General features: G+C 72.8%; 12 protein-coding genes. 10 read left to right on the forward strand and 2 right to left on the reverse strand.

Annotated features, from left to right (window positions below):
* Positions 1-181 precede the first annotated feature (181 nt).
* From E5082_RS04405 to E5082_RS04435, 7 genes are all read left to right on the forward strand, one after another.
* A complete protein-coding gene (locus E5082_RS04405) occupies positions 182-2401 on the forward strand; it encodes a putative bifunctional diguanylate cyclase/phosphodiesterase (RefSeq protein WP_135789936.1) in 2220 nt (739 codons plus the stop codon).
* Between the two features lie 171 nt (positions 2402-2572).
* Positions 2573-2869 carry an Asp-tRNA(Asn)/Glu-tRNA(Gln) amidotransferase subunit GatC gene (gatC, locus tag E5082_RS04410; RefSeq protein ID WP_018544665.1) on the forward strand — a complete coding sequence of 99 codons (297 nt, stop codon included), beginning with the start codon at positions 2573-2575 and terminating at the stop codon, positions 2867-2869.
* A 6-nt stretch (positions 2870-2875) separates the two neighbouring features.
* Positions 2876-4369 carry an Asp-tRNA(Asn)/Glu-tRNA(Gln) amidotransferase subunit GatA gene (gene gatA, locus E5082_RS04415; protein ID WP_135789937.1) on the forward strand — a complete coding sequence of 498 codons (1494 nt, stop codon included), beginning with the start codon at positions 2876-2878 and terminating at the stop codon, positions 4367-4369.
* On the forward strand, positions 4366-4605 hold the full coding sequence (locus tag E5082_RS04420; RefSeq protein ID WP_086696013.1) for a hypothetical protein: 240 nt from the start codon (positions 4366-4368) through the stop codon (positions 4603-4605). Before gatA ends, E5082_RS04420 begins: the two co-directional genes overlap by 4 nt.
* A gap of 16 nt (positions 4606-4621) precedes the next feature.
* Complete coding sequence (gene gatB / locus E5082_RS04425) at positions 4622-6136, forward strand: Asp-tRNA(Asn)/Glu-tRNA(Gln) amidotransferase subunit GatB (protein ID WP_135789938.1); 1515 nt, start codon at positions 4622-4624, stop codon at positions 6134-6136.
* A 105-nt stretch (positions 6137-6241) separates the two neighbouring features.
* A complete protein-coding gene (locus E5082_RS04430) occupies positions 6242-6586 on the forward strand; it encodes a hypothetical protein (RefSeq protein WP_190045368.1) in 345 nt (114 codons plus the stop codon).
* Positions 6587-6676: 90 nt separating this feature from the next.
* On the forward strand, positions 6677-7219 hold the full coding sequence (locus tag E5082_RS04435; RefSeq protein ID WP_135789939.1) for a hypothetical protein: 543 nt from the start codon (positions 6677-6679) through the stop codon (positions 7217-7219).
* Positions 7220-7255: 36 nt separating this feature from the next.
* Here E5082_RS04435 and E5082_RS04440 read toward each other — a convergent pair whose 3' ends face one another.
* Both E5082_RS04440 and E5082_RS04445 read right to left on the reverse strand, forming a co-directional pair.
* Positions 7256-8401: a PQQ-dependent sugar dehydrogenase gene (locus tag E5082_RS04440; protein ID WP_373310091.1), complete on the reverse strand. Its 1146-nt coding sequence runs from the start codon at positions 8399-8401 to the stop codon at positions 7256-7258.
* Positions 8402-8473: 72 nt separating this feature from the next.
* Complete coding sequence (locus tag E5082_RS04445; protein ID WP_135789941.1) at positions 8474-9472, reverse strand: aldo/keto reductase; 999 nt, start codon at positions 9470-9472, stop codon at positions 8474-8476.
* Positions 9473-9798: 326 nt separating this feature from the next.
* On the opposite strand from E5082_RS04445, the gene E5082_RS04450 reads away from it, so the two are divergent.
* The 3 genes from E5082_RS04450 to E5082_RS04465 all read left to right on the forward strand — a co-directional run bounded on the left by E5082_RS04450 (position 9799) and on the right by E5082_RS04465 (position 16213).
* Positions 9799-10737: a 2-hydroxyacid dehydrogenase gene (locus E5082_RS04450; RefSeq protein WP_135789942.1), complete on the forward strand. Its 939-nt coding sequence runs from the start codon at positions 9799-9801 to the stop codon at positions 10735-10737.
* A 373-nt stretch (positions 10738-11110) separates the two neighbouring features.
* Complete coding sequence (locus E5082_RS04460; protein WP_167513981.1) at positions 11111-14110, forward strand: putative bifunctional diguanylate cyclase/phosphodiesterase; 3000 nt, start codon at positions 11111-11113, stop codon at positions 14108-14110.
* A gap of 252 nt (positions 14111-14362) precedes the next feature.
* On the forward strand, positions 14363-16213 hold the full coding sequence (locus tag E5082_RS04465) for an acetolactate synthase large subunit (protein WP_135789944.1): 1851 nt from the start codon (positions 14363-14365) through the stop codon (positions 16211-16213).
* Positions 16214-16233: the final 20 nt, after the last annotated feature.

Consider the following 16233-nt stretch of genomic DNA (forward strand, 5'->3'; position numbering starts at 1 on the left):
TGCCCGAGGAAGCCCTCCGCGGCCTACTGTTGAGGGGTGCGCCCGCCGTGCCCAGCCGCGGCCGGTGCATCCCCGTGCCCGACAGCCGGCACGGGGAAGGGCTTTCCACCGCCGAGCCGCTGAGGGTCCTCGGGGCCAGGGCCGCGTGGCGTGGGCACCGCCGGCTGTGAGAGGGACGGGAATGGAACCGACCGAGAGCGCCGCCCCCGGCTCGCGGCTGCGCCTGCGGCGCCGCGCGGGCGCGTGGCGGGGGAACCGGTGGACCGGGCACGGCAAGGACCGTGCGGGCCCCAACTCCGGTGCGGACGGCGTCGATCCGCACGCGGCGGTGGTGCTCGCCGCCGACCTCGACCCGCTCCCGGACGGCCAACGGCGCGCGCGGATACCGACGTTGCCCGCCGTCCTCGCCGGGGCGGCCGCGCTCGCCCTCGGCGCCGGGCTCTACGGCGCCTTCAGCGGCGGCCGCGCGCTTTTCCCCGCCGGTACGGCCGGGTGGGCGCTGGCGCTGCTCACCGGCCTCGTCGTCGGCCACCTCGTCATGCTGGGCCGGGCCCGCTGGAGCGGCGGCACCGCCTCCGGCGCGGCCCTCACCCTCGCCACCCTGCTGCTGTACGGCTGGGTCCCGGCCGGACTGGTCAGCCTCAGCGTCGTCGTCCTGGTCGGCGTCGCCCGGCGCAACTGCCGCCGTGAAGGCCTGCTGCACGGCGCGGTGGACATCCTCGCCATCGGCGCCGGCGCCCTGGTCCTCGGCGCCTTCGGCCGGGTCGGGAGCGTCGAGGCGCCCTGGCGGCCCGGCAGTTGGGGACTCGGCACCGTCCCGGAGGTGGTGCTCGCCGCGGGCGCCTACCTCGTCGTCAGCCGGGGGCTGCTCTGGTACCTGCACGCCCCGCGCGGGGGCGGGGTGCCCACCGTCGCCCGGACCGCGCTGGTCAGGCAGGGTTTCGTCGCCGTCGCGCTGCTCGGCATCGCGCCGCTGGTGTGCGTGGTCGCCGACGCCCGGCCGGTGCTGCTGCCGCTGTTCGTCATCCCGCTGATCGCGCTGGACTCCACCCTGTGGATGGCACGGGCCCGCGCGGAGGAGCAGTTGCTCGACCCGCTGACCGGCCTGCCCAACCGGCAATGGCTGCTGGAGCGCATCTGGACCGCGCTGGACGACGCCGAACGCATCGGCGCCCGCTCGGCGTTGATGCTGATAGACCTCGACCGCTTCCGGTCGGTCAACGACACCCTCGGCCATCTCGCCGGTGACCGGCTGCTGTTGCAGATCGCGGACCGGCTCCAGAACGCCCTGCCGGACGGAGCGGAGGCCGCGCGGCTCGGCGGGGACGAGTTCGCCGTCTTACTGCCGGTGGCCGACTCCACCACGTCGGCCACCCGTATCGCGCGCGGGCTGGTCACCGCGCTCGGCTCGCCCCTCGACCTCGACGGACTCACACTCGTGCTGGAGGCCAGCGCGGGTGTCGCCCTCTTCCCCGACCACGCCCTGGACGCCGAGGGCATGCTGCGCCGCGCGGACGTGGCGATGTACCAGGCCAAGCGGGACCGCTCCGGCGTGGAGGCGTACGAGTCCAAGCGGGACTCCAACACCCCCGACCGGCTCGCCCTGCTGGGCGATCTGCGCCGGGCACTGGACGCGCACGAGGTCCAGCTGCACTACCAGCCCAAGGTCCGCTTCGACGGCCAGGTGGCCGGCCTGGAGGCCCTGGTGCGCTGGGTGCACCCGGAGCGGGGCAAGGTGCCGCCGGACGAGTTCATCGCGATAGCCGAGTCCTCCGGGCTGATGCCGCACCTCACCGAGTACGTGCTGGAGACCGCCCTCGCGCAGGTCGCCCGCTGGCGCGAGCAGGGGCTCAGGGTGCCGGTCGCGGTGAACGTCTCCCCGCGGGACGTGCACACCCCCGGCTTCGCCGGTTCCGTCGCCGCCCGGCTGGCCCGGCACGGGGTCCCGGCGGGGGCGCTGCAACTGGAGATCACCGAGCATGTGCTGCTGGAGGACCCGCAGCGGGCCGCCGACACCCTGGCCGCGCTCGCCGGACACGGCGTGAAGATGTCCCTGGACGACTTCGGCACCGGCTACTCCTCCCTGGTCCACCTGCGGCGGCTGCCGGTCAGTGAACTGAAGATCGACCGCTCCTTCGTGGCCCGGCTCGCGGTGGACGCCGAGGACGCGGCGATCGTGCGCTGCACCGTCGACCTCGCGCACTCGCTCGGCCTGGTGGTCGTCGCCGAGGGCGTCGAGGACGACGAGACCTGGGAACACCTGCGCGACCTGCGCTGCGACGCCGTACAGGGGTGGCTGGTGGCCGCCGCGATGCCGCCCGAGGAGACCACGGCCTGGCTGCAGGCCCGCGGTCCCCGCGGCTGGCAGCGGCCTTGCGCGGCGCTGCCCGCGGGGGAATAGCCCCCGGCCTGTGCCGGGGGAACGTTTCCCCGCGACGATCACCGCGCCGGGGCGTACCGCCCCGCCGTGCGCCCCCGGCCGGGGGCCCCCGGGGAAACCGTTTAACGGTGACCGGCCCGCGACCCATAGGATTGGGCCAAACCGCACACACTCACCCCAGAGGATCGCTGCATGCCTGGCATCACGCGCGAGGAGGTCGCCCACCTCGCCCGGCTGGCGCGTCTGGAGCTGAAGCCCGAAGAGCTCGACCACTTCGCCGGCCAGCTCGACGACATCATCGGCGCGGTCGCCCGCGTCAGCGAGGTCGCCGACCAAGACGTACCGCCGACCTCGCACCCGCTCCCGCTGACGAACGTCATGCGGGCGGACGAGGTCCGTCCCTCGCTCACCCCCGCGCAGGCGCTCTCCGGCGCCCCCGCCCAGGAGCAGCAGCGTTTCAAGGTGCCGCAGATCCTGGGGGAGGACTAAGAAGTCATGACCGACATCATCAAGCTCACGGCCGCCGAGACCGCCGAGAAGATCGCCTCCGGCGAGCTGACGGCCGTCGAGGTCGCCGAGGCACACCTGGCGCGCATCGAGGCCGTCGACGAGAAGGTGCACGCCTTCCTGCACGTCGACCGCGAGGGCGCCCTCGCCCAGGCGCGCGCGGTGGACGCCAAGCGCGCCCGCGGCGAGAAGCTCGGCCCGCTGGCCGGCGTCCCGCTCGCGCTGAAGGACATCTTCACCACCGAGGGCGTGCCGACCACGGTCGGCTCGAAGATCCTCGAGGGCTGGCTCCCGCCGTACGACGCGACGCTCACCAAGCGGCTGAAGGCCGCCGACGTCGTCATCCTCGGCAAGACCAACATGGACGAGTTCGCCATGGGTTCCTCCACCGAGAACAGCGCCTACGGCCCGACCGGCAACCCCTGGGACCTCACCAAGATCCCCGGCGGCTCCGGAGGCGGCTCCGCCGCCGCGCTCGCCGCCTACGAGGCCCCGCTCGCCATCGGCACCGACACCGGCGGCTCCATCCGCCAGCCGGCCGCCGTCACCGGCACCGTCGGCGTCAAGCCGACGTACGGCTCGGTCTCCCGCTACGGCATGGTCGCCTTCTCCTCCTCCCTCGACCAGGGCGGCCCCTGCGCCCGCACGGTGCTGGACGCGGCGCTGCTGCACGAGGTCATCGCCGGTCACGACCCGCTGGACTCCACCTCCATCGACGCCCCCGTACCGCCGGTCGTCGAGGCCGCGCGCAACGGCTCGGTGGCGGGCATGCGGGTCGGCGTCGTCAAGCAGTTCCGCGGCGAGGGCTACCAGGCCGGTGTCCTCCAGCGCTTCGACGAGTCCGTCGAGCTTCTGAAGGAGCTGGGCGCCGAGATCGTCGAGCTGGACTGCCCGTCCTTCGACCTCGCGCTGTCGGCGTACTACCTGATCGCGCCGTCCGAGTGCTCTTCCAACCTCGCCCGCTTCGACGGCCTGCGCTACGGCCGCCGGGTCGGTGACGACGGCACCCACTCGGCCGAGGAGGTCACCTCGCTCACCCGCGAGGCCGGCTTCGGCGCCGAGGTCAAGCGCCGCATCATGCTCGGCACGTACGCCCTCTCCAGCGGCTACTACGACGCCTACTACGGCTCCGCGCAGAAGGTCCGCACCCTCATCACGCAGGACTTCGAGAAGGCGTTCGAGCAGGTCGACGTGATCGTCTCCCCGACGACGCCGACCACCGCCTTCGCGATCGGCGAGCGCGCCGACGACCCGATGGCGATGTACCTCGCGGACCTGTGCACCATCCCGACGAACCTCGCGGGCAACGCGGCCATGTCGCTGCCGTGCGGTCTCGCCCCGGAGGACAACCTCCCCGTCGGCCTGCAGATCATCGCCCCGGCGCTGAAGGACGACAGGCTCTACAAGGTCGGCGCCGCCGTCGAGGCCGCCTTCGTGGAAAAGTGGGGTCACCCGTTGATCGAGGAGGCACCGTCGCTGTGAGCGCACTGAACAAGGCCAAGGGCTTCAAGCAGTCGAGGTCCGGCACGTACCTGTCCATGGCCGGCACCGCGTTCAGCGCGGTCGGCGTAGCCAAGCAGATCAAGAAGGCCCGGTCGGAGCAGGACACGTTGCGCCTGATCGACGCCGCCGTGTCCGCCGTCGCCATCGTCACCGGGCTCGCCATCCTCTACCGCGAGCTGAAGCGGCTGGGCGACGACGACGTCCTGCTGGGCTGAGAGGGAAGTTTTCACCGTGACCACCACGACCGACCTGGTGTCGTACGAGGACGCGCTGTCGTCGTACGACCCCGTCATGGGCCTCGAGGTCCATGTCGAACTCGGCACCCGCACCAAGATGTTCTGCGGCTGTTCGACCGAGCTGGGCGCCGAGCCCAACTCGCAGACCTGCCCGGTCTGCCTCGGTCTGCCCGGCGCGCTCCCGGTCGTCAACGCGACCGGCGTCGAGTCCGCCATCAAGATCGGCCTCGCGCTGAACTGCTCGATCGCCGAGTGGTGCCGCTTCGCCCGGAAGAACTACTTCTATCCGGACATGCCGAAGAACTTCCAGACCTCCCAGTACGACGAGCCGATCGCCTTCGACGGTTACCTCGACGTGCAGCTGGAGGACGGTGAGACCTTCCGCGTGGAGATCGAGCGCGCCCACATGGAGGAGGACACCGGCAAGTCGACCCACGTCGGCGGCGCCACCGGCCGTATCCACGGCGCGTCCTACTCCCTGCTGGACTACAACCGCGCGGGCATCCCGCTCATCGAGATCGTCACCAAGCCCATCGAGGGCGCGGGCGAGCGGGCCCCCGAGGTCGCGCGCGCCTACGTCCGCGAGCTGCGCGAGGTCATCCGGGCCCTCGGTGTCTCCGAGGCGCGGATGGAGATGGGCCAGATGCGCTGCGACGTGAACCTGTCGCTGCGCCCGCACGGCCGGGACAAGTTCGGCACGCGCTCCGAGACGAAGAACGTCAACTCGCTGCGCTCGGTCGAGCGCGCCGCCCGCTTCGAGATCATGCGCCACGCGGCCGTGCTCGACGGTGGCGGCACGATCGTCCAGGAGACCCGCCACTTCCACGAGGACACCGGGTCGACGACCTCGGGCCGCGTGAAGGAGGAGGCCGAGGACTACCGGTACTTCCCGGAGCCCGACCTCGTCCCGGTGGCGCCGTCGCGCGAGTGGGTCGAGAAGATCCGCGCCGGGCTGCCCGAGCTGCCGCTGGCCCGCCGTACCCGCCTGCTGGCGGATTGGGGCATCTCGGCGACCGACATGCAGTCGATCACCAACGCCGGTGCGCTGGACCTGATCGTCGCCACCATCGACGCCGGTGCCGACGCGGCCTCCGCCCGCAAGTGGTGGATGGGCGAACTGGCGCGCAGCGCGAACGAGTCGGGCACCTCGCTGGACGATCTCGCGATCACGCCGGTGCAGGTCGCGCGCGTCACCGAGCTGGTGAACTCCGGTGACCTGAACGACAAGCTGGCCCGCCAGGTCATCGAGGGCGTCCTCGCCGGTGAGGGCACGCCGGACGAGGTCGTGGAGAAGCGCGGTCTGAAGGTCGTCTCCGACGAGGGTGCGCTGACCACCGCCGTCGACGAGGCCATCGCCGGCAACCCGGCCATCGCGGACAAGATCCGCGGCGGCAAGGTGGCGGCGGCCGGCGCGCTGGTCGGCGCGGTCATGAAGGCCACCCGTGGCCAGGCCGACGCCGCCCGCGTCAAGGAGCTGATCCTGGACCGGCTGGGCGTGAGCGAGGGCTGAGTCCCGCGCCGGACGTGGCCCCGGAGGTTGAGTCCTCCGGGGCCACGTCCGCTTTCCGGGGGCCGCGGAAAGGCCTCCGGGACGCAGGCGCTACGCTCGCCCGCCATGAGTGGACGTACCGATTCCGTCGCCGGACCCGCCGAGGCCGAGGAGGCGGAACGGGCGGAGCCCGTCATACGGCACGAAGAGGACGCCGAGTTCTACGACGAGGCCCGCCGCGCCCGCTGGCTCGCCACCGGCACCGGCGCCCTCCTCACCCTCGCCGGGGTAGCCGCCGCCCTGCTCCGCCTGACCGGCCCCGCCCCCGCCCTGGTCCCCGCCGCGTACGCCACCGGTGCCGCCGTCTGCGCGGCCGCCGCCCTCCTCGGCTCCCGTGGCCGCACCCGCCGGGCCCTCTGGCTGCTGATAGCCGGGACGATGATCATGGCCCTCGGCGACCAGTTCGACTGAGCCCCGGAAAGGCTCGGCCGTCCCCGCGGAAGCAGCGGCGCACCGCGGGCGTTAAGACGCCTCTCAGACTGCGTCCGTACGGTGCCGGGCATGGCTACGAAGACAGCGGAAGGCGCCGGGACCGAGACCGGCGCGCAGCACGACGAGACGGTGGCGGAGACCGCCGTGACCGAGGAAGCCCGGGCACCCGAGCAGCAGGAGACCGGCGAGGAGAGGGCCGCCGCCGAGCCGGGCCGCGCGTCCGGGGTCGGCCAGGGCGCCGGTGCCGTGGTGTCCGCCGCGCTCGGCCTGGTCTCGCTCAACGGCGGCTGGATCGGCACCGTCGCCTCGGCCCGCGCCCAGCTCATGGGCCAGCTCAAGACCTCCTCCCAGGCGGGGGTCGCCCAGCAGATCAAGGCGGTCTACGGCGACGCCTGGCACGCCACCGCCCTGTGGGCCGGCCTCTTCGCGGTGGCCGCGCTGGTGGTGGGCGTGGCAGTGCTCGCCCGCCCCGCGTTCGGCGCGCCGGGCCGGCCGCAGGCCCCGTGGATCAAGTCGGTCGCGTGGGGCGGTGTCGCGCTCGGCGTCGTCGGCCTGCTGCTGGCCGCGCTGAAGTACTCCGACGCGCTGCTCGGCCTGCCCTCGGCGGGCTGACCGCAGGAGCGGGGGCGGTGTGCCGCACCGCCCCCGTCAGCGGACCCGCAGCTCCAGCAGGCGGTCGTCGGCCTTCGCGGGGTCGCCGCGGCCGTCGGTGTTGCTGGTCAGCAGCCACAGCCGGTCCTGCCCGGCCGGGGCCACCGTGCGCAGCCGGCCGTACTCGCCCTCCAGGAACGCCTGCGGCGGGGCCGACGCCGAGGTGGAGCGCAGCGGGACGCGCCACAGGCGCTCGCCCCGGAGGCCGGCCATCCAGATCACCCCGTCCACGTAGGCGATACCGCTCGGCGACGCCTCGTCGGTGTGCCACTGGGCCAGCGGATTCTGGAAGCGCGCGTCGGTGCCCTTGCCCTCGGTGTCGGGCCAGCCGTAGTCGCCGCCTGGCTTGATCGCGTTCAGCTCGTCCCAGGTGTCCTGGCCGAACTCCGAGGCGAACAGCCGCTGCTGCTTGTCCCAGGCCAGACCCTGCACATTGCGGTGGCCGTAGGAGTACACGGGGGAGCGGCCGAGGGGGTTGCCCGGCGCGGGCTCGCCCTCCGGGGTGATCCGGAGGATCTTGCCGCCGAGCGACTTCTTGTCCGGGGCCAGCCCGCGGTTGCCGCTCTCGCCGGTGCCGATGTACAGCATGCCGTCCGGGCCGAAGGCGATCCGGCCGCCGTTGTGGATGCGGCCCTTGGGGATGCCCTTGAACACCGTGTCCGGTGCGCCCAGCTGATCACCGGGCGCCCGCTTCTCGTCGTACCGGACCCGGACCACCCGGTTGTCGGAGGCCGAGGTGAAGTAGGCGTAGACCATGTGGTCCGAGGCGAAGCCCGGAGAGAGGGCGATGCCCAGCAGGCCCCCCTCACCGGCGGGCTCGACCCCGGAGATGCGGCCCGCCACCGTCTTCCTGCCGGTCCTGGCGTCGATCCGGGTGAGGGTGGCGTCGTCGCGGGAGGAGACCAGCAGGTTCCCGTCGGGCAGCGGGGCCAGCCCCCACGGGCTCTTCAGGCCCTCGGCCACCGTCCGCAGCACCTTCACCGAGCCCTTGGCGGGCGGGGCGGTCTCGGAGGGGGACTGCGCCGTGGCGGTCGCCATGCCCCCGGCGGGCGATCCCCGCCCGTCACCCCCGTCCGAGGAGCAGCCCGCGGCCAGCAGCAGCGTGGTCGCGGCGAGTACGGCGGGTACGGTTCGGCTTCGCACGGTCAAGGTCCCTTCGAACGGGTCGCACCGACACTGCTACCCCACCAGACGCGCACCGTGTGCGTCCTGCGTTCAGTCCCACGATCCCAGCGCCGGGGGCAGGGCGGCCACCTCGGCGAGGTCATTCGGGGTCAGCCGCAGCGCGGCCGCCGCCGCGTTCTCCCGCGCCCAGCGCTCCCGCTTGGTGCCGGGCAGCGCGATGACCTGCGGTCCCTGCGCCAGCACCCACGCCAGTGCCACCTGGGCCGGGGTGACGTCCTCGCCGTGCCGTCGTGCGATGCGGCGGAGTCCGGCCACGACGGGCTGGTTGGCCGCCATCATCTCGGCCGTGAAACGGGGGTGGCGGGCGCGCAGGTCGTCCGGTTCGAAGCCCTCGCCCGGGGTGAGCGTCCCGGTGAGGAAACCATTCCCCAGGGGCATCGCGGCGAGGAAGCCGATGCCCCGCTCCGCGCACCAGGGCAGCAGCGCGGTGAGCGCCTCCGGCGACCACACCGACAGCTCCGCCTGCACCGCGCTCACCGGGAACACCTGCTGCACCCGCCTCAACTGGCGCAGTGTGCCGTCGTACAGCCCGTTCCCCGGGCGGCGTCCGCCGCGCGCGCCGACCGCGCACAGGCCCAGCGCGCGGACCTTCCCGGCCCGTACCAGGTCCGCCATCGCGCCCCAGGTCTCCTCGACGGGGACCTCCGGGTCGGCGCGGTGCAGCTGGTACAGGTCGATCACGTCGGTCTGCAGGCGGCGCAGCGAGGCGTCGCAGGCCCGCCGCACATAGCCGGGGCGTCCGTTGGCCACGATGTGCTGATCACCCACCAGCAGCCCGGCCTTGGTCGACACGAAGGCGTCCGCGCGCCGCTCCCTCAGCACCCGGCCCAGCAGCAGCTCATTGGTGAACGGGCCGTACATGTCGGCCGTGTCCAGCAGGTCCGACCCGAGGTCCAGCGCCCGGTGCACGGCCCGGAGCGACTCCTCGCCCCGCTGCCGCGACCCGCTGTACGCCCAGCTCATCGGCATGCAGCCGAGCCCCACGGCCCCCACCGAGAGCGCCCCCGTGCCGATCCTCCTGCGCTCCACCTGCCGCGAACCTCCCTAGGGCCTGTCTTCCGGATCTTGCCGCGGTCGCGGGCCCTGGCACGCACTCCCCCAAGCTCTCCGAGCAGGGGGGACCCCCAGCGGCGTTGTCGTCACTCGCCGACTCCCCCACGCTCGGCTGCGCTCGCGCGGGGGCACCCCCATCGCGTCGACTCCCTCCTCCGCCTTGCAGCTGCACGCACCAGACCCCGCTCGGGTCGGCCACGATGGCGCCGTCGGCCCGAGCCGGCCTGATCCGGAAGACAGGCCCTCACCGAAGCCCCCAACCTAACGTCTGCGCCCACCGCCCCTGAACTAGCCTCCTGACCATGACCGACGACGTCTGGCTGCCCATCCCGCCCGAGGAGATCAAGGGGCTGCCCGAGGGCCCGAACTACCTGTTCTTCGACGGTGGGGAGTTCCCCGGTGACCCCGCCGACTGCGCGGTGTACGTGGTGCCGTACATGAAGCCGCTGGAGGTGCGGACGCGTCCGCTGGAGCGGATGAGCGGGCTGCGCGTGATCCAGACGCTCACGGCGGGCGTCGACGACATCTCCGGCGCCCTTGAGGACGTGCCGCCCGGCGTCCGGCTCTGCAACGCCCGCGGAGTCCACGACACCAGCACCGCCGAGCTGGCCCTCACCCTCACGCTGGCCTCGCTGCGCGGGATTCAGGGGTTCGTGCGGGCGCAGGAGGAGGAGCGCTGGCAAGGGGAGTTCCGGCCCGCTCTGGCCGACCGGAACGTGCTCATCCTCGGCTACGGGGCCATCGGTTCGGCCATCGAGGACCGGCTCGCGCCCTTCGAACTGGGGCGCGTGATCCGGGTGGCGCGCTCCGGGCGCACCACCGCGCGCGGGGTCGTGCATCCGCTCACCGAACTTCCCCGACTGCTCCCGGACGCGGACGTGGTGATCCTCGCGACGCCCCTCACCGACGAGACGCGGGGCCTGGTGGACGCCGCCTTCCTCGCCCGTATGAAGGACGGCGCCCTGCTGGTGAACATCGCGCGCGGGCCGGTGGTCGACACCGACGCCCTGCTCAGCGAGGTGGAGAGCGGGCGCCTCACCGCCGCGCTGGACGTCACCGACCCCGAACCGCTGCCGCCGGGCCACCCGTTGTGGCGGGCGCCGGGCGTACTGATCACCCCGCATGTGGGCGGCCCGAGTGCGGCGTTCCGGCCGCGCGCCGAGCGGCTCCTGGTGGACCAGTTGACCCGGTTCGTGAACCATGAGCCACTGCGCCACGTGGTCCTCACCACCGGGGCGTGAGCCGCTCATCGGCACCCTCCGCGACCCTTCGGGCGCGTTGTGTGCCCGCATAGTCGCTGGTCGTCACGGAGAGTAGAGAAGCTATGTCCCTGAGTGACGATCCTGGTGTATCGTCCCGACAGGGGTGCGCCGCCGACCGACCGGCGCCGGGGACGAACATTTCAGCTCTGTGAGGGGGGCGACGGGCGATGCACGGCCTATGGACGAACGATCCGACGCGGCGGAGCCGCCGACGGCGACCCTGGCGCACGACCGCGTGCAGGCGCGAGCGGCCGATGAGCCGGCTCGCCCTGCACCCCCGGCCGGGCGCCCGGCACAGGCATCCGCACCGGCCCCCGAGGGGCACCGGCGCGACCCGCACCGGGAGGGCGCGGTGAGCGCGCCGCCGGTGACCACGACCGCGCTCGACGGGGCGCCCCGCGCGCCGCAGCAGCCCGTCCGTACGCCCCCCACCCGGCCACCGGCAGCGGCCGGCGACGGATCGCGGCTCACCCGGCAGCTCGCCCTCGCCCTGATCTGCGCGGCCTACGCCGTCGGCTCGGCCTTCGACTGGGGAAGCGAGCAACTCGCTCTGTTCATGGGGGACTTCGGGCTCAGCGCGGCGGCCGGAACCGCCGCCGTCTCCTGCTTGCTCTACGCCCGCAGCCGCCGCGTCCGCTTCCGTCCCGCCTGGCTGCTCTTCGCCCTCTCCTCCGCGATGGCCGCCCTCGGAAACGCGGTCTGGGGGTGGTACGAGGTCGTCCTCGAACGCACCGTGCCGAGCCCCAGCTACGCCGATCTGTTCTTCCTCTGCTTCGCGCCGCCCGCCATCGTGGGGCTGCTGGTCCTCGCCAAACGCCCGGCGAACCGGGCCGGCTGGATCTGTCTCACGCTGGACGCCTGGCTCATCGGCGGCTCGCTGCTCACCCTCTCCTGGAGCCTGGCGCTCGCCCAGACCGCCCGGATCGACGGACCGAGCGTCGAGCACACCGCCCTCTCGCTGGCCTACCCGCTGCTCGACATCGTGCTGGTCAGCATGGTGCTCGCGCTGCACTTCCGGCGCAGTCCGGGCAACCGCACCGCCGTCAACACCGCGATCGGCGCCCTGGCGCTCACCGTGATGTGCGACGCGCTGTTCACCTCGCCGCTGCTGCACAGCAGCTACCGCTCCGGGCAACTGCTGGACGCGGGCTGGTTCGCGGGCTCCCTGCTGCTCGCCTACGCCCCCTGGGCCGCACCCAGGGGGCGCGAGAGCGACAGGGGCGCGTCCGAGACCCGTGTCGTGCACGAGCACGTGCCGGGACAGCGCGGTCCGTCCACCGTGCAGCCGCACCCGCCGGACACGGAGGGCCACCGGTACCCGTCCGGGCGGCCGCTGACCGGCTCGCTGGCCGCCCTCACCCCGTACCTCGCCGCCGCCGTCTGCACGCTGGGCATCCTGTACAGCGTGCTCAACGGGCGCCGGCCCGACCACGTGGTGCTGATCACCGCGGGTGCCGTGGTGCTGGCCCTCGTCATCCGCCAGGGCATCATGTTGCTGGACAACATCACCCTCACCCAGGAACTGGCGCAGAAGGAGAACCACTTCCGCTCGTTGGTGCAGGGCTCCAGCGACGTCATCATGATCGCCGCGCCCAACGGCGTCCTGCGCTACGTCTCCCCGGCCGCCGCCGGGGTCTACGGCAGCAGCGCCGAGGCCCTGATCGGCACCGAACTGGCCGCGCTGATCCACCCCGAGGACCTGGGCTGCGTGGTGCACGAGGTGCGCCGCTTCCTGGCCGCCGACCCGGTGGCCGAACCGACCACCCGCATCGAGTGCCGCTTCCGCTCCGGCCGGGGCGGCTGGCTCAACGTGGAGTCCACCGTCAACCGGCACCACGGAGGGCTGATCTTCAACAGCCGGGACGTGACCGAGCGGGTCCGGCTCCAGGCCCAGCTCCAGCACAACGCCGAGCACGACCCGCTCACCGACCTGCCCAACCGCGCCCTGTTCACCCGGCGTGTCCAGCAGGCCCTGTCCGGGCGCCGGGCCACCGACCGGGGCGCCGCCCTGCGCGGCACGGCCGTGCTCTTCATCGACCTCGACGGCTTCAAGGCCGTCAACGACACCATCGGCCACCAGGCCGGGGACGAGCTGCTGATCCAGGCCGCGCGCCGGCTCCAGGACTCCGTGCGCCAGGGGGACACCGCCTCCCGGCTCGGCGGGGACGAGTTCGCGGCCCTGATCACCGGCGACGGCACCCGCGACCGCGCCGCCCGCGAGCGGCACATCCTGGAGCTGGCCGACCGGCTCCGGCTCACCCTCTCCCAGCCGTACGCCATCGACGGCAACGATGTCCGGGTCAACGCCTCCATCGGCGTCGCCTTCGCCGAGCCCGGCCTCGGCGCGGGCGAGTTGCTGCGCAACGCCGACCTGGCGATGTACCGGGCCAAGGCCGGCGGCAAGGGCCGGGTGGAGCTGTACAAGCCGCAGATGCAGCAGGACGTGGTCCGCAAGGCCGAGCTGGCCGGACGGCTGCGCGCCGCGCTGCACGAGGGGGAGTTCGCACTGCTGCACCAGCCGGTGGTGTGTCTCAACGGCGGCCGGATCGCCTCGGTCGCCACCCACGCGCGCTGGCGCTCCGCCCAGGGGGTGCTGTTCACCCCGGCCGAGTTCCTGCGGGTGGCCGAGGACGGCGACCGTACGGCCGAGCTGGAGCGCTGGATACTCCAGGAAGCCGTCGAGCAGGCCGCCGAGCGCGCCGCGGGCGGCCTCGTCGTCCCGGTGTCCGTACGGATGAGCGCTCGGCGGCTGCTGGACCGCTCGCTGCCGCTCGGCTCCATCGAGGCGCTGCTCACCCGGCACGGACTGCCGCCCGGCGCGCTGATCATCGAACTGTCCGGCACCGACCCGCGGATCTCCCAGGACGAGCTGGAGCGCCGCCTGACCGCCCTCAGCCGCCTCGGGGTGCGGATCGCGCTCGACGGCTTCGGCAGCGGCCACGCGGCCATCACGGCGCTGCGCAGGCTCCCTGTGGACATCCTCAAGCTCGACCGCGGGCTGATCGAGGGCGTCGTGGAGTCCGCCCGGCTGCACAAGATCACCAGCGGGCTGCTGCGCATCGCGGGCGACCTCGGCCTGCAGACCGTCGCCGAGGGCGTGGACCTGCCGGAACAGGTGGTCGCGCTGCGCGCCATGGGCTGCACCCACGGCCAGGGCATGGCGTTCGCCGGGCCGGTGGACGAGTACCGGCTGCGCCGGGCGCTCGCCTCCGGCCGCTTCCCGGTGCCGCACGCCCCCGCCGAGCCGGTCTTCGCCGGGAAGGGCGCCGGGCTCTACTCCGGGACCATGTCCACCGTGTTCGGCGGGACGGTGCTCCGCTCACATGATGAGACGGCTGTCCCACCCACTTGACACATGGTGCGCGCCGGAGGGAGGGTCAATGCCATGCGCACCCGAATTCTCGTACTTGGAAAGCGCGTCGGCTGAGCTGGGGCTTCGTCGGACACCGTCCGGAAATCCCAGCACCCCTCACCGACGCGCTCCCCTCGCTTGCCTTGCGGCACGGGGGGTTTTTTGTTGCACGAGTGACCCTCGTGCGGCCCCCCGCTCCACACCCATACCGCCCGAACCTCGCAAACCCTCAAGCTCGAGAAGAGAATGACGATGACCGAGCAGGCCACCGGGGCCCACCATCCGCAGCCGCGGCCCCGATCCGGAGGACAGCACTCCGCCCCCGTCGAGCACGTCACGGGTGCGCAGTCCCTCATTCGCTCGCTCGAGGAGGTCGGGGTCGACACCGTATTCGGCATTCCCGGGGGCACGATCCTTCCCGCGTACGACCCGCTGATGGACTCCCAGCGGGTGCGCCACGTGCTGGTCCGCCACGAACAGGGCGCGGGCCACGCGGCCACCGGGTACGCGCAGGCCACCGGCAAGGTCGGCGTCTGCATGGCGACCTCGGGCCCCGGCGCCACCAACCTGGTCACCCCGATCGCGGACGCCAACATGGACTCGGTGCCGCTGGTCGCGATCACCGGCCAGGTGGTCTCCAAGGCGATCGGTACGGACGCCTTCCAGGAGGCGGACATCGTCGGCATCTCCATGCCGATCACCAAGCACAGCTTCCTGGTCACCAAGGCCGAGGACATCCCGAGGACGATCGCCGAGGCGTTCCACATCGCCTCGACCGGCCGCCCCGGCCCGGTCCTCGTCGACATCCCCAAGGACGTGCTCCAGACGCGGACGACCTTCTCCTGGCCGCCCGTGACCGACCTGCCCGGCTACCGCCCGGTGACCAAGCCGCACGCCAAGCAGATCCGCGAGGCCGCCAAGCTCATCACCAGCGCCCGCCGTCCCGTCCTCTACGTCGGCGGCGGTGTGCTCAAGGCCGGCGCCACCGCCGAGCTGAAGGTCCTCGCCGAGCTGACCGGCGCCCCCGTCACCACCACCCTGATGGCACTCGGCGCCTTCCCCGACAGCCACCCGCAGCACGTGGGCATGCCCGGCATGCACGGCTCGGTCACCGCCGTCACCGCGCTGCAGAAGGCTGACCTGATCGTCGCCCTCGGCGCCCGCTTCGACGACCGGGTCACCGGGAAGCTGGACAGCTTCGCGCCGTACGCCAAGATCGTGCACGCCGACATCGACCCGGCCGAGATCGGCAAGAACCGCGAGGCCGACGTGCCGATCGTGGGCGACGCCCGCGAGGTGCTCGCCGACCTGATCCAGGCCGTGCAGAAGGAGCACAGCGAGGGCCACCGGGGCGACCACACCGCCTGGTGGAGCGACCTGAACCGCTGGCGGGAGACCTACCCGCTCGGCTACGAGACGCCGGAGGACGGCTCGCTCTCCCCGCAGGCGGTCATCGAGCGCATCGGGCAGCTCGCCCCCGACGACACGATCTTCGCGGCGGGCGTCGGCCAGCACCAGATGTGGGCCGCCCACTTCATCCAGTACGAGCAGCCCGCGACCTGGCTCAACTCCGGCGGCGCCGGAACCATGGGGTACGCCGTCCCGGCCGCGATGGGCGCCAAGGCCGGACAGCCCGGCCGTACGGTCTGGGCGATCGACGGCGACGGCTGTTTCCAGATGACCAACCAGGAACTCACCACCTGCGCCCTGAACAACATCCCGATCAAGGTCGCCATCATCAACAACGGCGCCCTCGGCATGGTCCGCCAGTGGCAGACGCTGTTCTACAACCAGCGCTACTCCAACACCGTGCTGCACTCCGGCCCCGACGGACCCACCGGCCCCAGCGCCGGCACCCGCGTGCCCGACTTCGTGAAGCTGGCCGAGGCGATGGGCTGCCACGCCATCCGCTGCGAGCGCCCCGAGGACCTGGACAAGGTCATCGAGGAGGCCAACGCGATCAACGACCGCCCGGTCGTGGTCGACTTCATCGTCCACGAGGACGCGATGGTGTGGCCGATGGTCGCCGCCGGAACCTCCAACGACGAGGTCATGGCCGCGCGGGGCGTCCGTCCCGACTTCGGCGACGGCGACCAGGACTGACCGAGGATACGAGCGAGAGA

It is taken from the genome of Streptomyces griseoluteus, assembly GCF_004784465.1.
Lineage (GTDB): Bacteria > Actinomycetota > Actinomycetes > Streptomycetales > Streptomycetaceae > Streptomyces > Streptomyces griseoluteus.